21 protein-coding genes, 4 tRNA genes and 2 pseudogenes are annotated in these 23,739 nt (G+C 55.8%); 23 read left to right on the top strand and 4 right to left on the bottom strand.

Going from position 1 to position 23,739, the window contains the following annotated elements; genetic code table 11:
- The 5 genes from GTU79_RS07465 (at position 1) to GTU79_RS07445 (ending at position 1,474) form a co-directional block, all read left to right on the top strand.
- A tRNA-Gln gene (locus GTU79_RS07465) sits at positions 1–75 on the top strand.
- A 51-nt stretch (positions 76–126) separates the two neighbouring features.
- Positions 127–201 (top strand) — tRNA-Gln (locus GTU79_RS07460).
- A gap of 50 nt (positions 202–251) precedes the next feature.
- Positions 252–328, top strand: a tRNA-Met gene (locus GTU79_RS07455).
- 6 nt (positions 329–334) lie between these two features.
- Positions 335–408: transfer RNA gene (locus GTU79_RS07450), tRNA-Gln, on the top strand.
- Between the two features lie 493 nt (positions 409–901).
- The gene (locus GTU79_RS07445; RefSeq protein WP_214513812.1) at positions 902–1,474 is read left to right on the top strand and encodes a PH domain-containing protein; all 573 of its coding nucleotides are present in this window, start codon (positions 902–904) and stop codon (positions 1,472–1,474) included.
- Between the two features lie 36 nt (positions 1,475–1,510).
- On the opposite strand, the gene ubiF is transcribed toward GTU79_RS07445, so the two are convergent.
- On the bottom strand, positions 1,511–2,689 hold the full coding sequence (ubiF, locus tag GTU79_RS07440; RefSeq protein ID WP_203522321.1) for a 3-demethoxyubiquinol 3-hydroxylase: 1,179 nt from the start codon (positions 2,687–2,689) through the stop codon (positions 1,511–1,513).
- Positions 2,690–2,859: 170 nt separating this feature from the next.
- On the opposite strand from ubiF, the gene miaB reads away from it, so the two are divergent.
- The 10 genes and pseudogenes from miaB (at position 2,860) to GTU79_RS07390 (ending at position 12,765) form a co-directional block, all read left to right on the top strand.
- Positions 2,860–4,284 (top strand): tRNA (N6-isopentenyl adenosine(37)-C2)-methylthiotransferase MiaB, encoded by a 1,425-nt coding sequence (gene miaB, locus GTU79_RS07435; protein ID WP_203522322.1) that lies wholly within the window; start codon positions 2,860–2,862, stop codon positions 4,282–4,284.
- A gap of 234 nt (positions 4,285–4,518) precedes the next feature.
- Positions 4,519–5,598, top strand: a complete 1,080-nt coding sequence (locus tag GTU79_RS07430; protein ID WP_203522323.1) for a PhoH family protein — start codon at positions 4,519–4,521, stop codon at positions 5,596–5,598.
- Positions 5,598–6,072 (top strand): annotated as a pseudogene (gene ybeY / locus GTU79_RS07425) (rRNA maturation RNase YbeY). Before GTU79_RS07430 ends, ybeY begins: the two are co-directional and overlap by 1 nt.
- Before the next feature lie 29 nt (positions 6,073–6,101).
- The gene (corC, locus tag GTU79_RS07420) at positions 6,102–6,980 is read left to right on the top strand and encodes a CNNM family magnesium/cobalt transport protein CorC (RefSeq protein WP_132922826.1); all 879 of its coding nucleotides are present in this window, start codon (positions 6,102–6,104) and stop codon (positions 6,978–6,980) included.
- 7 nt (positions 6,981–6,987) lie between these two features.
- On the top strand, positions 6,988–8,526 hold the full coding sequence (gene lnt, locus GTU79_RS07415; RefSeq protein WP_203522324.1) for an apolipoprotein N-acyltransferase: 1,539 nt from the start codon (positions 6,988–6,990) through the stop codon (positions 8,524–8,526).
- A 111-nt stretch (positions 8,527–8,637) separates the two neighbouring features.
- Complete coding sequence (locus GTU79_RS07410) at positions 8,638–9,222, top strand: MSMEG_1061 family FMN-dependent PPOX-type flavoprotein (RefSeq protein WP_203522325.1); 585 nt, start codon at positions 8,638–8,640, stop codon at positions 9,220–9,222.
- Positions 9,223–9,576: 354 nt separating this feature from the next.
- Positions 9,577–10,473, top strand: coding sequence for a glutamate/aspartate ABC transporter substrate-binding protein (locus GTU79_RS07405; protein ID WP_203522326.1), 897 nt, complete (start codon positions 9,577–9,579; stop codon positions 10,471–10,473).
- Positions 10,474–10,625: 152 nt separating this feature from the next.
- Positions 10,626–11,366, top strand: coding sequence for an amino acid ABC transporter permease (locus tag GTU79_RS07400; RefSeq protein WP_203522327.1), 741 nt, complete (start codon positions 10,626–10,628; stop codon positions 11,364–11,366).
- Positions 11,366–12,040 (top strand): glutamate/aspartate ABC transporter permease GltK, encoded by a 675-nt coding sequence (gene gltK, locus GTU79_RS07395; RefSeq protein ID WP_132927841.1) that lies wholly within the window; start codon positions 11,366–11,368, stop codon positions 12,038–12,040. The genes GTU79_RS07400 and gltK overlap by 1 nt, the downstream gene beginning before the upstream one ends.
- The gene (locus tag GTU79_RS07390) at positions 12,040–12,765 is read left to right on the top strand and encodes an amino acid ABC transporter ATP-binding protein (protein ID WP_203522328.1); all 726 of its coding nucleotides are present in this window, start codon (positions 12,040–12,042) and stop codon (positions 12,763–12,765) included. The genes gltK and GTU79_RS07390 overlap by 1 nt, the downstream gene beginning before the upstream one ends.
- Before the next feature lie 222 nt (positions 12,766–12,987).
- Here GTU79_RS07390 and GTU79_RS07385 read toward each other — a convergent pair whose 3' ends face one another.
- From GTU79_RS07385 to GTU79_RS07375, 3 genes are all read right to left on the bottom strand, one after another.
- A complete protein-coding gene (locus GTU79_RS07385) occupies positions 12,988–13,491 on the bottom strand; it encodes a hypothetical protein (RefSeq protein ID WP_214513811.1) in 504 nt (167 codons plus the stop codon).
- 58 nt (positions 13,492–13,549) lie between these two features.
- Positions 13,550–13,936, bottom strand: a complete 387-nt coding sequence (locus GTU79_RS07380; RefSeq protein WP_214513810.1) for a hypothetical protein — start codon at positions 13,934–13,936, stop codon at positions 13,550–13,552.
- A gap of 136 nt (positions 13,937–14,072) precedes the next feature.
- The gene (locus GTU79_RS07375) at positions 14,073–14,549 is read right to left on the bottom strand and encodes a zinc ribbon-containing protein (RefSeq protein ID WP_132927842.1); all 477 of its coding nucleotides are present in this window, start codon (positions 14,547–14,549) and stop codon (positions 14,073–14,075) included.
- Between the two features lie 290 nt (positions 14,550–14,839).
- Between GTU79_RS07375 and leuS the strand changes: the two genes are divergently transcribed.
- From leuS to mrdB, 8 genes and pseudogenes are all read left to right on the top strand, one after another.
- Positions 14,840–17,422 (top strand): leucine--tRNA ligase, encoded by a 2,583-nt coding sequence (gene leuS, locus GTU79_RS07365; RefSeq protein WP_203522331.1) that lies wholly within the window; start codon positions 14,840–14,842, stop codon positions 17,420–17,422.
- A 14-nt stretch (positions 17,423–17,436) separates the two neighbouring features.
- On the top strand, positions 17,437–18,027 hold the full coding sequence (lptE, locus tag GTU79_RS07360) for an LPS assembly lipoprotein LptE (protein ID WP_203522332.1): 591 nt from the start codon (positions 17,437–17,439) through the stop codon (positions 18,025–18,027).
- On the top strand, positions 18,024–19,055 hold the full coding sequence (holA, locus tag GTU79_RS07355; protein ID WP_203522333.1) for a DNA polymerase III subunit delta: 1,032 nt from the start codon (positions 18,024–18,026) through the stop codon (positions 19,053–19,055). The genes lptE and holA overlap by 4 nt, the downstream gene beginning before the upstream one ends.
- Positions 19,048–19,725 carry a nicotinate-nucleotide adenylyltransferase gene (nadD, locus tag GTU79_RS07350; protein WP_243701447.1) on the top strand — a complete coding sequence of 226 codons (678 nt, stop codon included), beginning with the start codon at positions 19,048–19,050 and terminating at the stop codon, positions 19,723–19,725. Before holA ends, nadD begins: the two co-directional genes overlap by 8 nt.
- A gap of 152 nt (positions 19,726–19,877) precedes the next feature.
- Positions 19,878–20,195, top strand: a complete 318-nt coding sequence (rsfS, locus tag GTU79_RS07345; RefSeq protein WP_132922837.1) for a ribosome silencing factor — start codon at positions 19,878–19,880, stop codon at positions 20,193–20,195.
- Between the two features lie 3 nt (positions 20,196–20,198).
- Positions 20,199–20,669 (top strand): 23S rRNA (pseudouridine(1915)-N(3))-methyltransferase RlmH, encoded by a 471-nt coding sequence (rlmH, locus tag GTU79_RS07340; protein WP_132922838.1) that lies wholly within the window; start codon positions 20,199–20,201, stop codon positions 20,667–20,669.
- A 46-nt stretch (positions 20,670–20,715) separates the two neighbouring features.
- Complete coding sequence (mrdA, locus tag GTU79_RS07335; RefSeq protein WP_214513809.1) at positions 20,716–22,620, top strand: peptidoglycan DD-transpeptidase MrdA; 1,905 nt, start codon at positions 20,716–20,718, stop codon at positions 22,618–22,620.
- Between the two features lie 5 nt (positions 22,621–22,625).
- Positions 22,626–23,737, top strand: a pseudogene (gene mrdB / locus GTU79_RS07330) (peptidoglycan glycosyltransferase MrdB).
- The last annotated feature ends 2 nt before the right edge of the window (positions 23,738–23,739 follow it).

Here is a 23,739-nt window from a genome sequence, read left to right as displayed (position 1 = left end):
TGGGGTATAGCCAAGCGGTAAGGCAGCGGGTTTTGATCCCGCCACGCCCAGGTTCGAATCCTGGTACCCCAGCCAATAGCTTCGTTCAGTTATGCGAGGCAAGAATTTTTGTGGTTGCGGTTGCTTTGGGATATAGCCAAGCGGTAAGGCAGCGGGTTTTGATCCCGCCACCCCCAGGTTCGAATCCTGGTATCCCAGCCAAAATAAATTGGCAAAAAGTATTGTAAGCCACGAATATTTAAGTATAATTTGGCTACGTAGCTCAGCTGGTTAGAGCACAGCACTCATAATGCTGGGGTCACAGGTTCGATTCCCGTCGTAGCCACCACATTTTTGGGGTATCGCCAAGCGGTAAGGCAGCGGATTCTGATTCCGCCACCCCAGGTTCGAATCCTGGTACCCCAGCCATACAAGACTGCGTTTGCAGTCAAACGGCCAAGCTGGTAACAGCGGGCTGTTTAGAACGGAGCGAATGTCGTTGACATCGCTCCGTTTTTTTTATCTCAAGCAAATACCGTCAGAGAAAACGGCGGTCCTGCCCGGCGGCCGACTGGCGTGTCCCCCTGCTCTCCTCATAAATACGCGGCCGCGCCGCCGTCAATATATTGTTCCTTAAACCATAATCCCCGCCATAATCCTCTGCCTATTTCCCCTAGGACGCGTTAATGGGGCAAAGATACCGATCCGTCGGTCCGTTCATCGTTGCGTAATGAACTCTTGATTGGTTTTTATACTCTGAGAAAAAGGAGAGGCAGCATCGACGGCCTCGTTTGTTCATTTCCACCACTAAAGCAGCGCAAGTAAATCCAGATCAAGGTTTTAAACGCGGCTTCTCGTGCAAACTGCCCCGCATCCAGGATGGATAGAGATGAAATTGTAAATTATTGATTGAGAATCAACGATGATTAACTATAAAACCGCAACGCTTGAAGAATTAAAAATCGAATTCAAACGCCTATCCAAGCAGGCCGGCGATATGCCCCTTGGCACCCGCAAAGAATTTTCCCACCTGCCCGCCATCCTGGAAGATGACGAAACTCCCTTGGCCGTTGCTGCCGGCCTGATGGGCGGCAACACCTGGCTCATCACCCTGACCGACCGGCGGGTGATTTTCCTGGATAAGGGCATGGTATTCGGCCTTAAACAGGTGAACGTCAGTCTGGCGGATATCGTATCGGTGAGCAGCAGGACCCGGATGATGACCGGCAGCATTATCCTGAACACCACCGGCCAAGTCTATACCATCGAGAATGTGATGAAAGGCGCAGTGATCCCCTTCACCAACCTGGTGAACAGCGCCTGTGAACGGCTGAACACATCCGTCGCCGGAGCGGCGGCAACGCGGGAGTATCCCCTTGACCCGGCGCCGATGGAGATGATAATCCAGCTGGAAAAACTGGCTTCGTTGAAAGAACGGGGCATTTTGAGCGACGAAGAGTTCAGCACCCAAAAAGCCCGCATACTGGCAATGTGATCCGGCGGGGAGCGATCCCGACGCCACAAGAACACCCTATAATCCGAGGGCGTATTTCAGCGCCCGCGTTTTCAGCGCCCCTGCCCGCTGGGCCAGCATCAGGCCGAGATTGCGCGCCAATTTCACTGGCGGCAGGTTATTGCTGAAGGCGGTATAGAACAGATCCATCCCGCTTTGCATCAACAGGTTATCGGCGTAGCGACGATGCTGGTAGCGCTTGAGAATCCGCAGTTCGTCCCAGGGCTCGCCATGGTCGCGGGCGCCGGCTACCACGTCCGCCAATGCCTCCACATCCCTGAATCCCAGATTCACCCCCTGTCCCGCCAGGGGATTGATGGTATGGGCCGCATCGCCGATAAGGGCCAGGCCGGGATTGACATAGCGGCGGGCATGGCTGCGCACCAGAGGGAAAGCGCCGGCGGCATGCACTTTGACCGTCCCCAGACGCCGGGGGAAAACCCGCAGCACTTCCCGCTCCAGCGCCGGCAGCGATAATGCCTGCAGCTGTTTGATGCGCGCCGCGCTGTCATACCACACCAAGGCGGCCCACTGGTTATAGAGCGGTAAAAAGGCCCGGGGGCCGTCGGGAGAGAACTCCTGCCAGGTGGTATCCTGCTGGCCGTAGGGACAGGCCACGGTGATCAACAGGCAAGATTGACGATACTGCCAGCCGCTCACGCCGATGCCCGCCTGCCGGCGAACCCGCGATTGCGCGCCGTCGGCGCCAATCAGCAGCCGGGTGGTGACCGTCTCGCCGTTATCCAGCGCCAGACGCCAGTTGCCGCCGTCATAGCTCATGGCCGTCAGGCTGGCGGGACACAGCAGCCGCAAGCTATCACAGGCCTCGAACGCCTGCCACAATCCCCGCTGCACACGGTAATTCTCCACCATGAATCCCAGTTCAGGCAAGCGCAGCGCCGCCGCGTCAAAGGTCACCCGGGATGCGTCCCACTCCCAGGTTTCCAGGCGGCGATAAGGGACCCGATACTCTTCGCCGATACGTTCCCATGCCCCCAGGCGGCGCAACAGTTCAACCGAGGCGCAACTGATGGCGGAAACCCGCAAATCCGGCGGGGCATCGGGCAGCGGCGCCACGGGAGGAGCGTGGTCCAGCACCAGCACGCTGAAACCGGCCTGCGCCAGCGCCAGCGCCGCCGCCGCGCCCACCATGCCGCCTCCCGCCACCACCACATCATAGGATGTATTGTCTGCCATGTCGGTTACACTTAAATCGCTGATAAGGATTTGCATAGTGTAACGCAATTTTTCATTATCCCGGACAACCTCATGCTCGGCAGGCTGGTCACAATCAGGCCAACGTATTACAATACGCGCCCAGCATAAGCCTTTATGCTTTTTACCTGCACTGAGTAAACGGCAAGCCGATGACGAAAAAACTGCATATCAAAACCTGGGGCTGTCAGATGAACGAATACGATTCATCCAAGATGGCCGACTTACTGGACAGCACCCATGGCTACCAGTTGACGGATAACCCCGAGGAAGCGGATGTATTGCTGCTCAATACCTGCTCCATTCGCGAAAAAGCCCAGGAAAAGGTATTCCATCAGCTGGGGCGCTGGCGGGAGCTGAAAAAAGCCAATCCGGATTTGATTATCGGCGTCGGCGGCTGCGTCGCGTCGCAGGAAGGCGCCCATATCCGCGAACGCGCCCATTATGTGGACATTATTTTCGGGCCGCAGACCCTGCACCGGCTGCCGGAAATGATCAATCACGTCCGCGGCACCCGCAGCCCGGTGGTGGACATCAGCTTCCCGGAAATCGAAAAATTCGACCGCCTGCCGGAACCGCGCGCCGACGGCCCCACTGCCTTTGTCTCCATTATGGAAGGCTGCAACAAATATTGCAGTTTCTGCGTGGTGCCCTATACCCGCGGCGAGGAAGTCAGCCGCCCCTGCGACGACATCCTGTTCGAAATAGCGCAGCTGGCGGCGCAGGGCGTGCGGGAAGTCAACCTGCTGGGCCAGAACGTCAACGCCTACCGCGGCGCCAGCTACGACGGCGATATTTGCACCTTCGCCGAGCTGCTGCGCCTGGTGGCGGCCATAGACGGCATCGATAGGGTTCGGTTCACCACCAGCCATCCCATCGAATTCACTGACGATATCATCGAAGTATATCTGGATACCCCTGAACTGGTGAGCTTTGTGCATCTGCCGGTGCAAAGCGGTTCGGATCGTATTTTGACCATGATGAAACGCGCCCATACCGCCTTGGAATACAAATCGATTATCCGGAAATTGCGCAAGGCACGTCCCGGCATTCAGATAAGCTCCGATTTCATCATCGGCTTCCCCGGTGAAACCCAGGCCGATTTCGAACAGACCATGCAGCTTATCGCCGATGTGAATTTCGATATGAGCTACAGCTTCATCTACTCCGCCCGTCCCGGCACCCCGGCCGCCGATATGGTGGACGACGTCAGCGGGGACGAGAAGAAACAGCGGCTTTACCTGCTGCAGGAACGCATCAGCCAGCAGGCTATGCAGTACAGCCGCCGGATGAAGGGCACGGTGCAGCGCATCCTGGTGGAAGGCACCTCCCGCAAGAGCCTGATGGAACTTTCCGGCCGCACTGAAAATAACCGCGTGGTGAACTTCGAAGGCCGGCCGGATATGATAGGCAAGTTTGTGGATGTGGAAATCGTCGATATTTACCCGAACTCGCTGCGCGGCGTTGTGGTGCGCACCGAGGAGCAAATGGGCCTTCGGGTCAGTGAAAGCCCGGCGTCGGTCATTGCCCGCACCCGCAAAGAGAACGATATCGGCGTGGGTATCTACCAGCCGTGATTCCTCCCCGATCCACCGGGGGGCGGGCGGTTTACCGCCGCCCTTCCCCCCAGGCACACCCATCGGTTGCTTTTTACGATTCGTGCCCCCATATCATCTTGAAGGCTTGCGCCCGTGGCGCCGGCGGGTGTTTACTTCTCTTATTAATTATACATCCCGTGGCGTTATCGTTGCCGGCCGGCCTCGATACCCCTAAAACTCTATAACATGGTCTTTACGGCCAAGAGGAAAAGTTTGAACGTTGACACTAAAGAAATCGTGCTTGAGCCTGCGGATAACAACCGCTTGATGAGCCTCTGCGGGCCGTTTGATGACAATATAAAACATCTTGAACGCCGGTTGGGCATTGAAATCAATCGTCGTGACAACGTCTTTAAACTCGTGGGCACGCCGCTTAGCGTCGACGCGGCGGCCAACATCCTGCGAACGCTCTATGTGGATACCGCGCCGGTACGCGGCCTTATCGCCGATATCGAGCCCGAAAAAATCCATCTGGCTATCAAGGAAAGCCGGGTTCTTGAACAAACCGCCGAAAGCGTGCCGGATTATGGCAAAGCGGTGAACATCCAGACCAAACGGGGGGTCATCAAGCCCCGGACGCCGAACCAGGCGCAATATATCGCCCATATTCTCGATCATGATATTACCTTCGGCGTCGGCCCGGCCGGTACCGGCAAAACCTATCTGGCGGTGGCGGCGGCGGTGGATGCCCTGGAGCGCCAGGAGGTACGCCGTATCATGCTGACCCGCCCGGCGGTGGAAGCGGGAGAAAAACTGGGGTTCCTCCCCGGCGATCTTGCCCAGAAGGTAGACCCTTACCTGCGTCCGCTGTATGACGCGCTGTTTGAAATGCTCGGTTTCGAACGGGTGGAAAAGCTCATCGAACGCAACGTTATTGAAGTCGCCCCGCTGGCCTATATGCGCGGACGGACCCTCAACGATGCTTTTATCATTCTGGATGAGAGCCAGAACACCACCATTGAACAAATGAAAATGTTCCTGACGCGGATCGGGTTCAATTCCAAGGCGGTGATTACCGGCGACATCACGCAAATCGACCTGCCGCGCAACGCCAAATCCGGGCTGCGCCACGCCATCGATGTGCTGGCGGGGGTCGAGGAAATCAGTTTCAACTTTTTCCATAGCGAAGACGTAGTGCGCCATCCGGTGGTGGCCCGCATCGTCGTGGCCTATGAGGAATGGGAAAACGCCGAACAAAAACGTAAAGACGCTCTGGCGGAGCTGCGCAAGCGCGAAGCCCAGAACCACTACAACGGCCATGGGACGTTCGGCGATAACGAGGGACAAGCCTGATGAGCGACGTTATTCTTGATTTACAGCCGGCCTGCGAAGACGTCGCGGGTTTGCCCGATGAAACGGCCTTTACCCGCTGGCTTACGGCGGTGCTGCCGCGTTTTCGCCAGCAGGCCGAAGTGACCGTCCGGCTGGTGGATGAAGCGGAAAGCCACGAACTCAACCTGACCTACCGCGGCATGGATAAGCCCACCAATGTCTTGTCGTTCCCTTTGAAGCTCCGCCGCAAGTTGAACTGCCGCTGCTGGGGATCTGGTGATATGCCGCCAGGTGGTGGAGCGTGAAGCGCTGGAACAAAATGTTCCCTTGGAGGCCCATTGGGCGCATATGGTTGTTCACGGCTGCCTTCATCTGCTAGGGTATGATCATATCCTCGACGAGGAAGCTGAGGAAATGGAAGCGCTGGAAGCCGAAATCCTGCAATCCATGGGTTATCCGGACCCTTATCGTGCGGAAAAAGACGTTAACCCCTAACCCACTACGAGTGAAATTAACTAAACGCCATGAGCGACGACCATTCGCAAAGCAATGACAGCCCCAGTCCCAAGAAAGGCTTTTTTACCCTTATCCTTAATCAACTGTTCCATGGTGAACCCAAAAATCGTAATGATTTGCTGGAGCTTATCCGCGACTCGGAACAAAACGAACTGATAGATCCCGATACCCGCGATATGCTGGAAGGCGTAATGGACATCGCCGAACAGCGCGTCAGGGATATCATGATTCCCCGATCCCAGATTGTCACCCTGAAAAACAACCAGTCGCTGGAAGAGTGCCTCGATGTCATTATCGAATCCGCCCACTCCCGCTTTCCGGTCATCAGCGAGGATAAGGATCATATCGAGGGGATTCTGATGGCCAAGGATCTGCTGCCTTTTATGCTCAGCGATTCCCAGCCTTTCAGCATGGATAAAGTATTGCGTCCCGCGGTGGTGGTGCCGGAAAGCAAGAGGGTCGATCGCATGCTCAAGGAGTTTCGATCCCAGCGCTATCACATGGCCATCGTCATCGATGAGTTCGGCGGCGTCTCAGGCCTGGTAACCATCGAGGATATCCTGGAGCTGATAGTCGGCGAGATCGAAGATGAATATGACGATGAGGAAGATCGGGATATCCGCCAGCTTAACCGCCATACCTTTACCATTCGCGCCCTGACCCCCATTGAAGATTTCAACGACGCGTTCGGCACCCATTTCAGCGACGAGGAAGTGGATACCATCGGCGGTCTGGTGATGCAGGCGTTCGGCCATTTGCCGGCCCGCGGCGAAACCATTGAAATTGACAACTACGTGTTCAAGGTCGCCATGGCCGACAGTAGACGAATCATCCAGGTTCATGTCAAAATCCCCGACGATTCACCGCAACCCATAATGGAAGAATAATTTTTACATGGTTATCGCCGAGCGATTTGAACGCCAGTGGCTGCGCATGCTGCTGGCGCTGTTAACAGGTGCCTGCGGCACGCTGGCTTTTTCACCCTATGATTTCTGGCCGGCTGCGCTCTTGTCATTGGCCGGCCTGTTGGCGGTCGGTTTAAACCGCACGCCCCGCCAGGCCGCCTGGCTGGGATTTATCTGGGGATTCGGCCTGTTCGGCAGCGGCATGAACTGGATTTATGTCAGCATCGCCCAGTTCGGCGGCCTGCCCGGGCCGGTCAATGTCGGTCTGGTGGTGATATTGGCGGCCTATCTGGCGCTTTACCCGATGCTGTTCAGCGGCCTGCTGACGCGCATCTGGCCTGCCACGTCCCTGTGGCGGCTGGCGCTGGGCGCGCCGGTGCTTTGGCAGATTACGGAATTCCTGCGCGGCTGGGTGCTGACAGGCCTACCCTGGCTGCAGTTCGGCTATACGCAAATCGACGGCCCCCTCAAGGGCCTTGCGCCGCTGTTCGGCGTCGAGTCCCTGACGTTCGTGCTGATGGCCGTCAGCGGGCTGCTGGTGGCCGCCCTGGCGCTGCGCGGCCCATTGGCGGCGGTTTGCGGACTGGCGCTGCTGCTGCTGCCCTGGCCGCTGAGCACCCTGCGCTGGTACACCGCCGACGATGCGCGATCGATTAACGTGGCCATGGTTCAGGGGAATATCGCTCAATCCCTGAAATGGGACGCCGATCAGGTACGGCCGACGCTGGATATTTATCTGAACCATAGCCGCCCGGTTCTGGGAAAGGCGCAAATCATCATCTGGCCCGAATCGGCGATACCGGATGACGAAGTGGATCAGAACCGGTTCCTGCTGACGCTGGATGGGCTGCTGCGGGACGAGCACAGCAGCCTTATCACCGGCATTATCGATTCCCGTCCGTCGCCGGCGGGCTATCAGTATTACAACAGCATCGTGGTGCTGGGGGAAAATACCCCTTACCATTACCCGAGCCCGAATCGTTACTCTAAGCACCACCTGGTGCCGTTTGGCGAATTTGTGCCGTTTGAAAAGCTGCTGCGTCCGCTGGCGCCGCTCTTCAATCTGCCGATGTCGTCTTTCAGCCGCGGCAATTATATCCAGCCGCAGCTCAGCGTGGCCGGCATGAAGCTGACGGCGGCCATTTGCTACGAAATCGTCCTCGGCTCCCAGGTAAGGGATAACTTCCGCCCCGATACCGATTTCCTGCTCACCATCTCCAATGACGCCTGGTTCGGCCACTCCATCGGGCCGTGGCAACATTTCCAGATGGCGCGTATGCGCTCCCTGGAGCTGGGCCGTCCGCTGCTGCGCAGCACCAATAACGGCATAACGGCGGTGATTGGCGCCGACGGCAAAATCGACGCGCAGTTGCCTCAGTTTACCCGCGACGTACTCAACGCCAGGGTAACTCCCACCACCGGCATGACCCCTTACGCCCGTTTCGGCGATTGGCCGCTGTGGATAGCCACCCTGCTGCTGGGCTTTGCCGCGCTGGTATTCGGCCGCCGCCGGCAACCACGGTTCTGATAGAGCAAACAGCGGGCGAACCAGCCCGCTTTCATGCCATTGTTAATCATTCTCATTACTGCTATCTTTTCGACAGCAACACCTCCCTTTATTTTCAGCAAAGAGAATGCCATGACGCCCGATCCCCGTTATCTGATAACCGATGCCGCTCAGCTTCGCGAGCACTATGCGCAGCCCGCCAAAGGGGTAATCCTCAAGCAAATCAATCATATTGATGACTATGGCCGCCGCCTGATCGCCCTGTCGCCCTTTATGGTTCTCGGTACCCTCGGCACCCATGGCATCGATTGCTCGCCCAAAGGCGGCGAACCCGGTTTCGTTCAGGTAGAGGATGACAAGACGCTGCTTTTGCCCGACCGCGCCGGCAATAATCGCCTTGACGGCCTGAACAACCTCCTGCAAAACCCCTACGTGGGCATGTTGTTCCTCATTCCCGGCTGGCAGGAGACGTTCCGGGTCAACGGCCGGGCACGCATCTCCGTCGATCCGGCGCTGTGCCGGCGCTTCCCGCTGAACGGGCATCCGGCAAAAAGCATCCTTTGCATCGACGTTGAGGAAGCCTTTATCCATTGCGGCCGCGCCGTCAGTTTTGCCGACCTCTGGAACCCGGAAAAGCATCCCGACCCGGCGCGGATCCCCAAGCCCATGGACATTTTCAAAGCTCACGTGGCGTTATCGTCCCTTGACGCCAACTAAACATAATAAGCATGTAATTAATGACCTTGGCATAGATATTGCTCCATAATCATGCGATGGTCGTTAAAATCTGTTTTTTGTTGTGGGAATTCCGCCCGAAATGCGCCGCCATGGTGCATTTTATGCACTTTTATTGTGCGAATCCGCCCCTTACGCCGTATTTTGGTGCGCTTAATCTCACAAAACTCAAACTTTTTGATTTCAAAGAATTTACAATCGACTATTTTTAATAAAGTTCCTTTTTATAAGGCTTCGTTTGATTTTACGCGCTAAGCATTAGGCGCTTAACGTGATACTCATGATTACGGGCTGCTTATTCCACCAGCACCGTAATGACAGCAAAGGAGTTGGAAGATGCAAATGCGCAAAGTGGCTTTATCATTATTGATATTAGGTATGGCGGGGAGCATGGCCCACGCTGAAGACCTGACCGGCACACTGAAAAAAATCAAAGACAGCGGCGTGGTGGTAGTGGGTCATCGCGAATCCTCGGTACCCTTTTCTTATTACGACAACCAGCAAAAGGTCGTGGGCTACTCCCAGAATTACTCCGACGCCATCGTGGATGCCATTAAGAAAAAAATCGATGCGCCCAATCTCCAGGTGAAGTACCTGCCTATCAGTTCGCAAAACCGTATTCCGTTGCTGCAAAACGGCACCTATGATTTTGAATGCAGTTCCACCACTAATAACCTTGAACGCCAGAAACAGGTGGATTTCTCCAATACCCTGTTTGTCATCGGCACCCGGCTGGCGGTCAAAAAAGGAAGTGACATCAAAGACTTCTCCGACCTGGCCGGCAAAACCGTCGTGGTGACCGCCGGCACTACGTCCGAAGTGCTGATCAATAAACTGAACGACGAAAAGCATATGAATATGCGCATCATCGCCACCAAAGATCACGGCGACTCGTTCCGTACGCTGGAAACCGGACGGGCGCAGGCCTTTATGCTGGACGATGCCCTGCTGGCCGGCGAACGCGCCAAATCCAAAAACCCGTCACAGTGGGACATCATCGGCACCCCGCAATCAAAAGAAGCCTATGGCTGTATGCTGCGTAAAGGCGACACGCAGTTCAAGAAGCTGATGGACGACACCATTGTTTCCATCCAAACCTCCGGCCAAGCGGCGAAATGGTATGATACCTGGTTTAAACAGCCCATTCCGCCGAAGAACATGAATATGAATTTCGAGATGTCCGATGACGTCAAGCAGCTCTTTAAAACCCCTAACGATAAAGCCGTAAACTAATAACGACTATAAGGACGGGCGACTCCCCGTCCTCTCGATTGCTTGAGGTCCCGGACAGACAGACATGCCGCGGACGTTCCCCGCGGTATGGACATGGTGGTCTTCATCAATCTTCAGGGTAGCGATGCTACCCTTTTTTCCCGGAGTTTTTTATGTCTATAAATTGGGACTGGGGCATTTTTTTTGAGGCCGCTCCATTTGGCAACACCACGTATCTCGGCTGGTTATGGTCGGGATTTAAAATGACCGTCGCGGTCTCTTTTTGCGCCTGGATTATCGCATTGCTGGTGGGATCGCTGTTCGGCATCCTTCGCACCGTGCCAAACCGTTTCCTTTCCGCCTTGGGCACCTGTTATGTGGAGCTTTTCCGCAATGTGCCCCTGATCGTGCAATTTTTTATCTGGTATCTGGTGGTGCCGGAATTATTGCCGGCGAATATCGGCATGTGGTTCAAATCAGAGCTCAATCCGAATATACAATTTTTCGTCTCGTCAATGGTTTGCCTGGGACTGTTTACCGCCGCCCGCATTTGCGAGCAGGTGCGCTCCGGCATCCAGTCCCTGCCGTCGGGCCAGCGGGCCGCCGGGCTGGCCATGGGACTGACCCTGAGCCAGACCTACCGCTATGTGTTGCTGCCCAGCGCCTATCGGGTCATCCTGCCGCCCATGACGTCGGAAATGCTGAATCTGGTAAAAAACTCCGCGGTGGCCTCCACCATCGGCCTGGTGGAAATGGCGGCGCAGGCCGGCAAACTGCTGGATTATTCCGCCCATGCCTATGAATCCTTCACCGCCATTACGGTGGGCTATCTGATCATTAACGCGGTTATTATGTTTGCCATGTATCTCCTTGAGAAAAAAGTGCGTTTGCCCGGCCATATAGGAGGTAAATGATGTATCAATTTGACTGGAGTTCCGTTGTTCCCAGTTTGCCCTATATGCTGCAGGGTATGGCGATAACGCTGAAGATCACCGTTACCGCGGTTGTGGTCGGCATTGTCTGGGGCACCATCCTGGCGGTCATGCGCCTGTCGCCGTTCAAGCCCATAAGCTGGCTGGCGAAGATTTACGTTAACCTGTTCCGTTCCGTGCCCTTGCTGATGGTGCTGCTGTGGTTTTACCTGGTGGTGCCCAGCTTCCTGCAAAGAGTCATGGGACTGTCGCCGAAAACCGATATCCGGCTGATTTCGGCCATGGTGGCGTTTTCCCTGTTTGAAGCCGCCTATTATTCCGAAATTATCCGCGCCGGCATCATCAGCGTCGCCCGCGGACAGGGCTCCGCCGCGCTGGCGCTGGGCATGACCCATTGGCAATCGATGCAGTTGGTGATACTGCCCCAGGCGTTCCGGGCCATGGTGCCGCTGCTGCTGACTCAGGGTATCGTGCTGTTCCAGGATACCTCGCTGGTTTACGTGTTAAGCCTGGCGGACTTTTTTCGCACCGCGACGTCGGTGGGCGAGCGCGACGGCACCCAGGTGGAAATGATACTGTTTGCCGGGGCGGTTTATTTTGTCATCAGCCTGAGCGCTTCTCTGCTGGTGAATTATCTGAAGAAAAGGACGGTTTGATGATTTCCCTGAAAAATATTTCAAAATGGTATGGTCACTTTCAGGTTCTGACCGACTGTTCAACCGAAGTGCAAACCGGCGAGGTCGTGGTGGTTTGCGGTCCTTCGGGTTCGGGCAAATCCACCTTGATTAAAACCGTCAACGGCCTCGAGCCCATCCAGCAGGGAAAAATCCAGGTCAATGATATCGTGGTGAATGACCGCCATACCAATCTGGCGCAATTACGCGCCAAAGTGGGCATGGTATTCCAGCATTTTGAGCTGTTTCCCCATCTCTCCATTATCGAAAACCTGACCTTGGCGCAAATAAAAGTGCTCAAGCGCAATAAAGACGCCGCGCGGGAAAAAGGGCTGAAATTGCTGGAGCGCGTCGGCCTGTCCGTACAGGCCGATAAATATCCCGGCCAGCTGTCCGGCGGCCAGCAACAGCGGGTGGCCATTGCCCGCGCGCTCTGCATGGACCCGGTGGCGATGCTGTTTGATGAACCGACCTCGGCGCTGGATCCGGAGATGATAAACGAAGTGCTGGATGTCATGGTGGAGCTGGCCCACGATGGCATGACCATGATGGTGGTCACCCATGAAATGGGCTTCGCGCGCAAAGTGGCCAACCGGGTGATTTTCATGGATGAAGGCCGGATAGTGGAAGACACGCATAAAGAGGCGTTCTTCCAGCATCCGCAAACCGATCGCGCCCGGGATTTCCTGGCGAAAATCCTTCACTGATACCGGCCCAGGATAGACGGTCGAACAGGGAAGTTCGACCGATAACATTTATCGCACCCACGGTAAAAAATATCTGGGCGCTGGAATCCTGAATAGGCTGGATTAATGCTATGACAAACTTAAGGGTTTCATAACGGTTCGAAATATATCAAATCGCTATTGTCGGAAACGGGGAAAGAAGTGGCCGGCCAGGATAAAAATTACGTGGACCCGACGCTTAATTCATTCTTCCTTTCTCATTACCATTAAAGCTTCAATATGTTTTCGGTGCAAATCAATATACCTCTGCTTCGTTTTTAAAAATTCTTCTTGAGGTATGTCGTACTCTTCTACATCAAGTTCAAATAACATTGCGGCGCAGTGACTCGAATAATCGATCCGATCACAATCATTGCCTTTCATAACCTGCCGTATGATTTTATGGCGAGCCATATCGAGCAAATGGACATAAGCAGGATCGCCCCTCTTGATACCCCGTTTTTCCGCAACCATGGGGAAGCGTTGATTATTGAATATGGGTTCCTTAGCCACGATGTCCAATGCTAATTTTTGCAATTTGCCATAGGCTTCGCCTTGAGGGGTAAAAGCAAACTCATTTGCGACGGAGTGCCACGATTCCCCCTTGCGGACGCGTGGCTCAGCCTTGATTTCAAAAGCCAGCATTTGCAGCTTATCGAACGCCTTTTCCCCGGTTTCAACTCTAATCTCGCGGCAATGGATTGCCACGACTCACCCTGGCGGATGCTTGGTTCACCTTCACTGTTGACGGCTATCATTTGCAGCTTCACAAAATCATCATCTCTCCTTTTAATCCGAAATTCCTGGCGACGGTAAGATAAGATTTACCCTTCAGCGTAACGTCTTGCGCCGAAGATTTGCCGGCTATCATTTGCAGGAATTGGCAATCGAGGGTTTCTATTTTAATTCCATAACTCCAGACCACCGCATTGAATGGCATGTTGAGAGTCAGGCATTCCTTGATTTTTCCCAGATCAAAAGTCGGACCGCAAGACGGTTCGTATTCATCCTTGGCGAAGTCAGGGACAGGCGATAAATTATTATTTCCGGCACCGCCTAAACGTGCGACAGGTATATTTTCGGGGATGCTGACCTGTTTAACCGGCGGTATTGGAACGTAGGAGCGTGGGGTAAAATTACTGCTTGAGTACATTGTGTTCTCCGATTAATTCCCATTGGTCTTGATAAGAAATTTTACATTACATTATCTTAATGGCTAATTAACCTTGCAGTGATTTTGCCGCGGACAGGTCAATGAAGCCCTGCGCGGCACGCCCTCTCTTAACCCCTTAGAACGGCCGCCGCTGAAACTGATCAAAACCGCACTCCGGACACAGCGGCAGCACTTCCGGCGTGTAAACCGGCAGGGTGTGATGGCACCGCTCGCACACCAGATTGCCCAGCCCCACTACCTCGCCGCTGGTATAGACGCCGTGATGTGATACATCCTTAAAGATTTCCTGCCACTCAAGCTGGGTCTTATCGGTGATATCCGCCAGCTCCTGCCACAGGCTCTCTTTTATTACCCGGGTAAAAACGCTATCGGTGTTTTCCGCGCGGCTTTCATCATAGCTGCGGGCAAACTCTTCCAGGTCGCGGCGTACCGCCCGGGTCAGACTATCCACTTCGGCGGGGGTCAGATCCCCCGCAGCGATAAGCCGCCGGTGGCCATCCGCCACCAAGGCATCAATATCCCGTTCGCCCTGCTCCAGTTGGTGACTAAGGGAGGCCAGTAATTCCCGGTAATATAGCGCAACGTTATCCATCATTAACTCCTCGTCTCAGCCAATCCGGTCTGTCATGCTCCGCTGGCCGAACCGGAATAGGTATTGTGCCGATAATTCTAGCTCATGGCGGCAAACTCATCCGGCATAAAGCCGGCGGCAGGGAAATATTTTGCTCCAATGACACCTATTGTGGCAGAAATACGCCTCTGGGCTGCGGCGGGTGTTGTTGCCACTGTTGCTTATCAGCTATGCTATGCGGATCTTTGGTTAAGAACGTCCGATAAAAAATACGGGCGTAGCTGTATTTCACTATAGGACCACTGGCTGCCATGCAAGAGCAATATCGCCCGGAAGAAATCGAACCCCACGTCCAGCGTCACTGGCATGATCACAACACCTTCAAAGTCACAGAGGATAGCAGCAAGCAAAAATACTATTGCCTGTCCATGCTGCCCTATCCTTCCGGCCGCCTGCATATGGGCCATGTGCGCAATTACACCATCGGGGACGTCATTTCTCGCTATCAGCGCATGCTGGGCAAAAACGTGCTTCAGCCCATCGGCTGGGATGCTTTCGGTCTGCCGGCGGAAGGCGCGGCGGTGAAAAACAATACCGCGCCGGCGCCCTGGACCTATGCCAATATCGATTATATGAAAACCCAGCTTAAACTGCTGGGATTCGGTTATGACTGGGACCGCGAGGTCACTACCTGCCGTCCGGAATATTATCGTTGGGAACAGTGGTTCTTCGCCCGGCTGTATGAAAAAGGGCTGGTCTATAAAAAGACCTCCGCGGTGAACTGGTGCCCCCACGACCAGACGGTACTGGCCAACGAACAGGTTATCGACGGCTGTTGCTGGCGCTGCGATACCAAGGTGGAACGCAAAGAGATTCCGCAATGGTTCGTAAAAATCACCGCTTACGCGGACCAGCTGCTTTATGACCTGGACAAGCTGGAGAGCTGGCCTGAGCAGGTGAAAACCATGCAGCGCAACTGGATCGGCCGCTCCGAGGGGGTTGAAATCCGTTTTGACGTCGAGGACGGCGGCGAAAAGCTGTCGGTGTATACCACCCGTCCCGATACGTTCATGGGTGTTACCTATGTCGCCATCGCCGCCGGCCACCCGCTGTCGCTGCAGGCCGCCGCCGCCAATCCGGCCCTGGCGGATTTTATCGCCGAATGCCGTAATACCAAGGTGGCGGAAGCCGACATGGCCACCATGGAGAAAAAAGGCATGGAAACCGGCCTGTTCGCCATTCATCCGTTAAACGGCGAGCGGGTACCTATTTGGGTCGCCAATTTCGTGCTGATGGACTACGGTACGGGCGCGGTGATGGCGGTGCCGGGCCATGACCAGCGCGACTGGGAATTCGCCACCAAATACGGGCTGTCCATCAAACCGGTGATCCTGGCGGCGGACGGCAGCGAACCGGATCTCGTGGCGCAGGCCATGACGGAAAAAGGCGTGCTGTTCAACTCCGGCGAATTCGACGGCCTTGATTACGCCGCCGCGTTCAATGCCATCGCCGATAAGCTGGTGGCGCTGGGCGTAGGCGAGCGCAAGGTGAATTATCGCCTGCGGGATTGGGGCGTATCCCGGCAGCGCTATTGGGGCGCGCCGATTCCGATGGTCACATTGGAAGACGGCACGGTCATCCCGACGCCGGACGATCAATTGCCGGTACTGCTGCCGGAAGATGTGATCATGGACGGCATCACCAGCCCGATAAAGGCCGACCCCCAGTGGGCGAAAACCACCGTGAACGGCAGGCCGGCATTACGTGAAACCGATACCTTCGACACCTTTATGGAGTCATCCTGGTATTATGCCCGCTATACCTGCCCGCACTTTGACACCGGTATGCTGGACCCCGCCGCCGCCAATTACTGGCTGCCGGTGGATCAGTATATAGGAGGCATCGAACATGCCATCATGCATTTGATGTACTTCCGCTTCTATCATAAATTGCTGCGCGACGCCGGGCTGGTGAATTCCGATGAACCCGCCAAGCGCCTGTTGTGCCAGGGCATGGTGCTGGCGGACGCGTTTTATTATACCGGCGCCGGCGGCGAACGCGTCTGGGTCTCGCCGGTGGATGTGACGGTGGATCGGGATGAAAAAGGCCGTATCGTCAAAGCCGTCGACCCCGAGGGCCGCGAGCTGGTTTATGCCGGCATGAGCAAGATGTCCAAATCGAAAAACAACGGCATCGATCCGCAGGTCATGGTGGAAAAATACGGCGCCGATACCGTTCGCCTGTTCATGATGTTCGCCTCGCCGGCGGAAATGACGCTGGAGTGGCAGGAGTCCGGCGTTGAAGGCGCCAACCGTTTTCTCAAACGCGTATGGAAACTGGTTTATGATCATGCGGCGGCGGGGCCCGCGGAGCCGTTGGACGTGAGCGCCCTTACCGACCTGCAAAAAGAGCTGCGCCGCGATCTGCATAAGACCATTGCCAAGGTGACCGATGATATCGGCCGGCGTCAAACCTTCAACACCGCCATCGCCGCCATTATGGAACTGATGAACAAGCTGGCGCGGTTACCGCAGGACAGCGGGCAGGATCGCGCGCTGCTGCGGGAAGCGCTGCTGACGGTGGTGCGCATGCTTTATCCCTTTACCCCCCACACCAGTTTCGTCCTGTGGCGGGAACTGGGGGGCGAAGGGGATATCGACAACGCGCCCTGGCCGGTTGCCGATGACAGCGCCATGGTGGAAGATGCCAAACTGGTGGTGATTCAGGTCAATGGTAAACTGCGCGGCAGAATTACCGTGCCCGCCGATGCCGACGAGGCATTGGTACGTGAACGCGCCGCCCAGGAACATCTGGTGGCAAAATATCTTGAAGGGGTCCAGGTACGTAAAGTCATTTATGTACCGGGCAAATTGCTTAACCTGGTTGTAGGTTAAGACAAGGAGGCTTTGTGCGACATCGGATGAAGGCATTATTGCTGGGGTTCGCGGTGCTGGTCACCGCGGGCTGCGGTTATCATTTGCGCGGGACGGGAGCTCATACCATGGTCCCCGATGATTTGAAGACATTAACCCTGAACAGTTACGATCCCTATGGTCCGCTGACGCGGGCGGTGCGATCGGAATTACGGCTTAATGACATGAAGATAGTCAACGACTCCGTGGCCAAAAGCCGGCTGTTGCCTTCATTACGCATAACCGGCGCCAGCGAAAGCCAGGAGACGGTGTCGGTATTCCAGGACGGTAAAACCGCCGAATACCAATTGGTGCTGGATGTGCAGGCAACGGTGCTGACGCCGGGCAAAGATCTCTTCCCCATCAGTATCAGGGTGTTCCGCTCGTTCTTCGACAACCCCCTGACCGCCCTGGCTAAGGATAATGAAAGCGATATTATCCGGCAGGAGATGCGGGAACAGGCGGCACAGCAGCTGGTGCGCAGGCTTTTGGCGGTTCATGCCGCCGAGGAGGCCAGCAAGGAGCAGGCCGATAAACAGGCGAGCATCACCCTGCAAAAAGCCTTGGCGGCGCAGGAAGCGCAATGATCAAGCTTTACCCCGAGCAGCTCGGCGCGCAGTTGCAGGAATCGCTGCGCGCCTGTTATTTGCTGTTCGGGAACGATCCGCTGCTGCTGCAGGAAAGCCACGATGCGATACGCCGCCAGGCGGAATCCCAGGGCTTTTGCGAACATCTTAGCTTTACCCTGGATGCGTCCGTGGACTGGGACGAGATTTTCAGCCTTTGCCAGGCAATGAGCCTGTTCGCCAGCCGGCAGACCTTATTGCTGATACTGCCGGACAACGGGGCCAACGCAGCCTTGGGCGAAAAACTGGCGCAATTGTCCACTCTGCTTCATCCGGATCTGTTATTGATGCTGCGGGGGACCAAATTAACCCGCGCCCAGGAAAACAGCGGCTGGTACAAGGCGCTCGCCCGCGATGGGGTCTATGTGGCCTGCATGACGCCTGAGCAGGGACAGCTGCCCCGCTGGACTGCCTTGCGGGCCAAGGCGATGCAGCTCAACCTGGACGACGCCGCGAATCAATTGCTCTGTTATTGCTATGAAGGCAACCTGATGGCATTGTCCCAGGCCCTGGAACGCCTTTCGCTGATTTATCCCGACGGCAGCCTGACGTTGCCGCGGGTGGAAACCGCGGTTAACGACGCGGCGCACTTCACGCCGTTCCACTGGGTGGACGCCATGCTGGCGGCGAAAAGCAAACGGGCCGGGCATATACTCAGGCAGCTGCGGCAGGAAGCCTGCGAACCGGTGATTTTATTACGCAGCCTGCAGCGAGAGGTGATGTTGTTACTGACAATTCAACGGCAAATGCACCAGTCGCCATTGCGCTCCTTGCTTGATCAGCACAAGGTCTGGCAGACCCGGCGGCCGCTGCTGACGGCGGCTTTGCAGCGGCTGTCGCCACGCCAGCTGCATCAGGCGGTGTCGCTGATGACCGCCATTGAGATAACACTCAAGCAGGATTATGGCTATCCGGTCTGGTCCGATCTGGAAACCCTCTCGCTGCTGCTATGCGGTAAAATCACCGCCGGAACGCCGATCAATGTCTGAAACCGTCACCCAACCCTTGACCGCCCCGCCCTTGACGGCAATGTTCGGCGGCACGTTCGACCCGATACATTACGGCCATATCAAACCGGTTATCGCCCTGGCGAAACTGGTGGGGCTTAAACGCGTTACCCTATTGCCAAACAATGTCCCGCCCCACCGTCCGCAGCCGGAGGCCAGCGCCCAGCAGCGGCTGGCCATGGTGCAAATGGCACTGGCGGATATCGGCGGCTCATTGTTCGATATCGACGACCGTGAACTGCGGCGCGATAACCCCTCCTGGACCGTGGACACCTTCGAAACATTGCGCCGGGAGCGAGGCCGCACCGCGCCGCTGGGGTTTATCATCGGGCAGGATTCCCTGCTGACCCTGCCTCAATGGCACCGGGGACTTGAATTATTGGATAAGTGTCACCTGTTGGTTTGCGCCCGCCCGGGTTATGGGGCTAAAATGTCCACACCGGCATTGCAGTCCTGGCTTGAGGCGCGCCTGACCACCGATGTCGGTCAATTGCAAACGAAACCCGCCGGGCTTATCTATTTGGCGCCCACCCCGCAATTGTCAATTTCAGCCTCGTTAATCCGGGAACGGCGCCACGAGGGCCTGCGTTGCGATGATATGCTGACGCCGTCGGTTCAGCGATATATTGACGAACAGGGCTTATATCTCTAGTGTGCCGCCCGTGTTATACTGCGCGGCTTATTTCGCGGTTAAGCACCAGCCGATCCCAGTCAGTAATCGGGCAGGAATCAACCCATTGAATTGCGATGTCCTACATGTGTTCCACAGGGCAGCGGATGCGAAGCACACCGAAGGGGGAACCTTTGCAAGGTAACACGCTCAAAGATTTCGTCATTGATAAAATTGATGATTTGAAAGGCCAGGATATTATTTCCCTGGACGTACGGGGTAAATCCAGCATCACGGACTGCATGGTGATCTGTACCGGCACCTCAAGCCGCCATGTGATGTCCATCGCCGATCACGTAGTACAGGAGTCCCGCACCGCGGGCCTGATGCCGTTAGGGGTAGAGGGCGAAAAAATCGCCGACTGGATCGTGGTGGATCTGGGGGATGTCATCGTGCATGTGATGCAGGCAGAAAGTCGTCAGCTTTATGAATTGGAAAAACTCTGGAGCTGATCGGTGAGACTTCAGCTGATCGCGGTGGGCAACAGGATGCCGGATTGGGTACAAACCGGGTTTATGGATTATTTGCGCCGCTTTCCGAAAGACATGCCGTTCGAACTGACGGAAATCCCGGCCGGCAAACGGGGTAAGAACGCCGATATCGGTCGGATTTTGGAAAAAGAAGGCGAATTGATGTTGGCCGCGGTAGGTAAAGGCAATCGCATCGTGACGCTGGATATCCCCGGCACCCCGTGGGAGACGCCATTCCTGGCGCTTCAACTGGAACGCTGGAAGCAGGACGGCCGGGATGTCAGCCTGTTGATTGGCGGTCCCGAAGGGCTGGCCCCGGCCTGCAAAGCGGCGGCGGAACAGAGCTGGTCGTTATCGCCGTTAACCTTGCCTCACCCCTTAGTCCGGGTGTTAGTCGCGGAGAGCCTGTATCGTGCCTGGAGCATTACCACCAACCATCCTTATCATCGGGAATGATCCGGTGAAGATGCAACTTGAAAGCTATTGAGTATAATCTCGCGGAATGAAAATAGATCATAACCCCTTTCGCGACTATTCGGCTGAGTCGGCACTGTTCATTCGCCGCGCGCTGGTGGCATTTTTAGGTATCCTGCTATTAAGCGGGATTCTGGTGGTCAATCTTTACCATCTGCAGATTACCCGTTTTGAGGATTATCGCACCCGGTCCAACGAGAACCGGATCAAACTGGTGCCCATCGCCCCCAGCCGCGGTATCATTTACGATCGCAACGGCATTCCGCTGGCGCTGAACCGCACCATTTACCAGCTCGAGCTGATGCCTGAAAAAGTCGACGATCTGCAGGGCACCATCAAGGCCCTCAGGCCCATTGTCGATCTCACTGACGACGACATCGCCAATTTTCAAAAAGAACGTAAACGATCCCATCGTTTTACCTCGATACCGCTTAAGGTTGGACTGACCGACGTGGAACAGGCCCGCTTCGCCGTGAATCAGTTCAATTTTCCAGGGGTGGAAGTCAAAGGCTACCAGCGCCGCTATTATCCTTATGGATCCGCCCTGACCCACGTCATCGGTTACGTTTCCAAAATCAATGACAAGGACGTGGAGCGACTGGACAAAGAAGGCATCCTGGCGAACTATGCCGCTACTAATGATATCGGTAAACTGGGTATCGAACGGTATTATGAAAGCGTCCTGCACGGCAAAACCGGTTACGAAGAGGTGGAAGTCAATAATCGCGGCCGGGTTATTCGCCAACTGCATGAACAGCCGCCGCAAGCTGGCAAGGACATTTACCTGACGCTGGATTTGCACCTGCAAATCTATATCGAGCAACTGCTGGCGGGCAGCCGGTCGGCGGTGGTGGTGGCGGACCCCCGCGACGGCGGCATCCGCGCGCTGGTGTCCAATCCCAGTTACGATCCTAACCTGTTCGTGGACGGCATCTCCGGCAAAGAGTACCGGAGTTTGCTGGAGGATGAAAACCGGCCGTTAATCAATCGCGCCACTCAGGGGGTCTATCCTCCCGCCTCGACGGTTAAGCCCTATATATCGGTGTCTGCCATGACCCTGGGCGTCATCAACAAAAACTTTACGCTGTTCGATCCCGGCTGGTGGCAGTTGCCCGGATCGGATAAGCGCTATCGCGACTGGAAAAAATGGGGACACGGCAAGCTTAACGTCACCAAAGCCCTGGAGGAATCGGCGGATACCTTTTTCTATCAGGTGGCTTATGATTTGGGTATCGACCGGCTTTCGGAATGGATGTCGAAATTCGGCTATGGCTCGTTAACCGGCATCGACCTTTCGGAAGAGCGCGCCGGGGTCATGCCGACCCGTGAATGGAAACTGCAGCGCTTTAAAAAACCCTGGTATCTTGGCGATACCATCCCGGTGGGCATCGGGCAGGGCTATTGGACCGCAACGCCGATTCAGATGTCCAAGGCGCTGATGTCCCTTATCAATGATGGCGCGGTGCGGGTCCCCCATCTGCTGTACAGTACCCGAGAGAACGGTAAGCTGGTTCCTTACCAGCAGCAGGAACATGTCCAAATCGGCGATCCTCATTCCGGTTATTGGGAAATTGCCAAAGACGGTATGTTCGGGGTGGCCAACCGGCCGAACGGCACCGCCCGCAAGAATTTTTCCGATGCGCCTTATAAGGTGGCGGCCAAATCAGGCACCGCCCAGGTTTACGGCCTGAAGGCCAATGAGGTCTATAATGCGCATAAAATTGCCGAGCGCCTGCGCGACCATAAATTGATGACGGCATTCGCGCCTTATGACAAGCCCGAGGTGGCGGTGGTGGTGGTGCTGGAAAACGGCGGGGTCGGTCCGGCGGTGGGAACGATCGCCCGCCAGATCCTTGATCATATCATGTTGGGCGACAACACGATTAACTTACCGGCCGAGCAGCCCGCTCAGCCCGGTACCGAAGGTGATTGAACGACATGACGGATAATCAGCAAAACGGGACGTTCTGGGCCAAGCTCCATATCGATTTGCCGTTTCTTCTCCTTATAATGCTGCTGCTGGGCTACAGCGCCATCGTTATATGGAGCGCCAGCGGCCAGGATGTGGGCATGATGGAACGCAAGATCGGCCAGATCGTGATGGGCCTGCTGATCATGCTGGGGCTGGCGCAGGTGCCGCCCCGGGTTTATGAGGCATGGGCCCCCTATTTATATGTTATCAGCCTGGTGCTGCTGATGCTGGTGGACGCTTTCGGCCAGGTCAGTAAAGGGGCCCAGCGCTGGCTGGATTTAGGCTTCGTGCGGTTTCAGCCTTCGGAAATCGCTAAAATCGCCGTGCCGCTGATGGTCGCGCGTTTTACACCCGCACCAGCTGCCCTCCCTCGCTGAAAAATCCCGCCATCGCCCTGGTACTGATTTTTGTACCGCCCCTGCTGGGGGCGCCCCAGCCCGATCTGGGCACCGCCATATTGATTGCCGCCTCGGGGCTGTTTGTCCTGTTCCTGTCCGGGATGAGCTGGAAGCTTATTATCCTGGCGGCGCTGCTGGTGGCGGCCTTTATTCCCATACTGTGGTTCTTTTTGATGCATGATTACCAGCGGGAGCGGGTAATGATGCTGTTGGATCCGGAAACCGATCCACTAGGGGCGGGCTACCATATCATCCAATCCAAAATCGCCATCGGTTCAGGCGGCTTAAGCGGCAAAGGCTGGCTGCAGGGCACCCAATCCCAATTGGAGTTTTTGCCGGAACGCCATACCGATTTCATTTTCGCGGTACTGGGAGAAGAACTCGGACTGATTGGCGCTCTGGTGTTATTAGGTCTATATCTATGCGTAATCATGCGCGGACTGGTGATTGCCGCCAAGGCGCAAACCACCTTTGGCCGCGTAATGGCGGGGGGGCTGATGCTGATTCTGTTCGTTTATGTCTTCGTGAATATCGGCATGGTAAGTGGTATCTTACCGGTGGTCGGCGTACCGCTGCCCCTGGTAAGCTACGGCGGCTCGGCCCTGATTGTGCTTATGGCGGGGTTTGGTATCGTCATGTCGATACATACTCATCGGAAGATGCTGTCTAAAAATTTATAGAG

This window comes from Sodalis ligni (assembly GCF_016865525.2).
Taxonomy (GTDB): Bacteria; Pseudomonadota; Gammaproteobacteria; order Enterobacterales; family Enterobacteriaceae; genus Acerihabitans; species Acerihabitans ligni.
The sequence above is the reverse complement of the archived record's forward strand: the minus strand, read 5'-3'. Positions and strand labels throughout refer to the sequence as shown.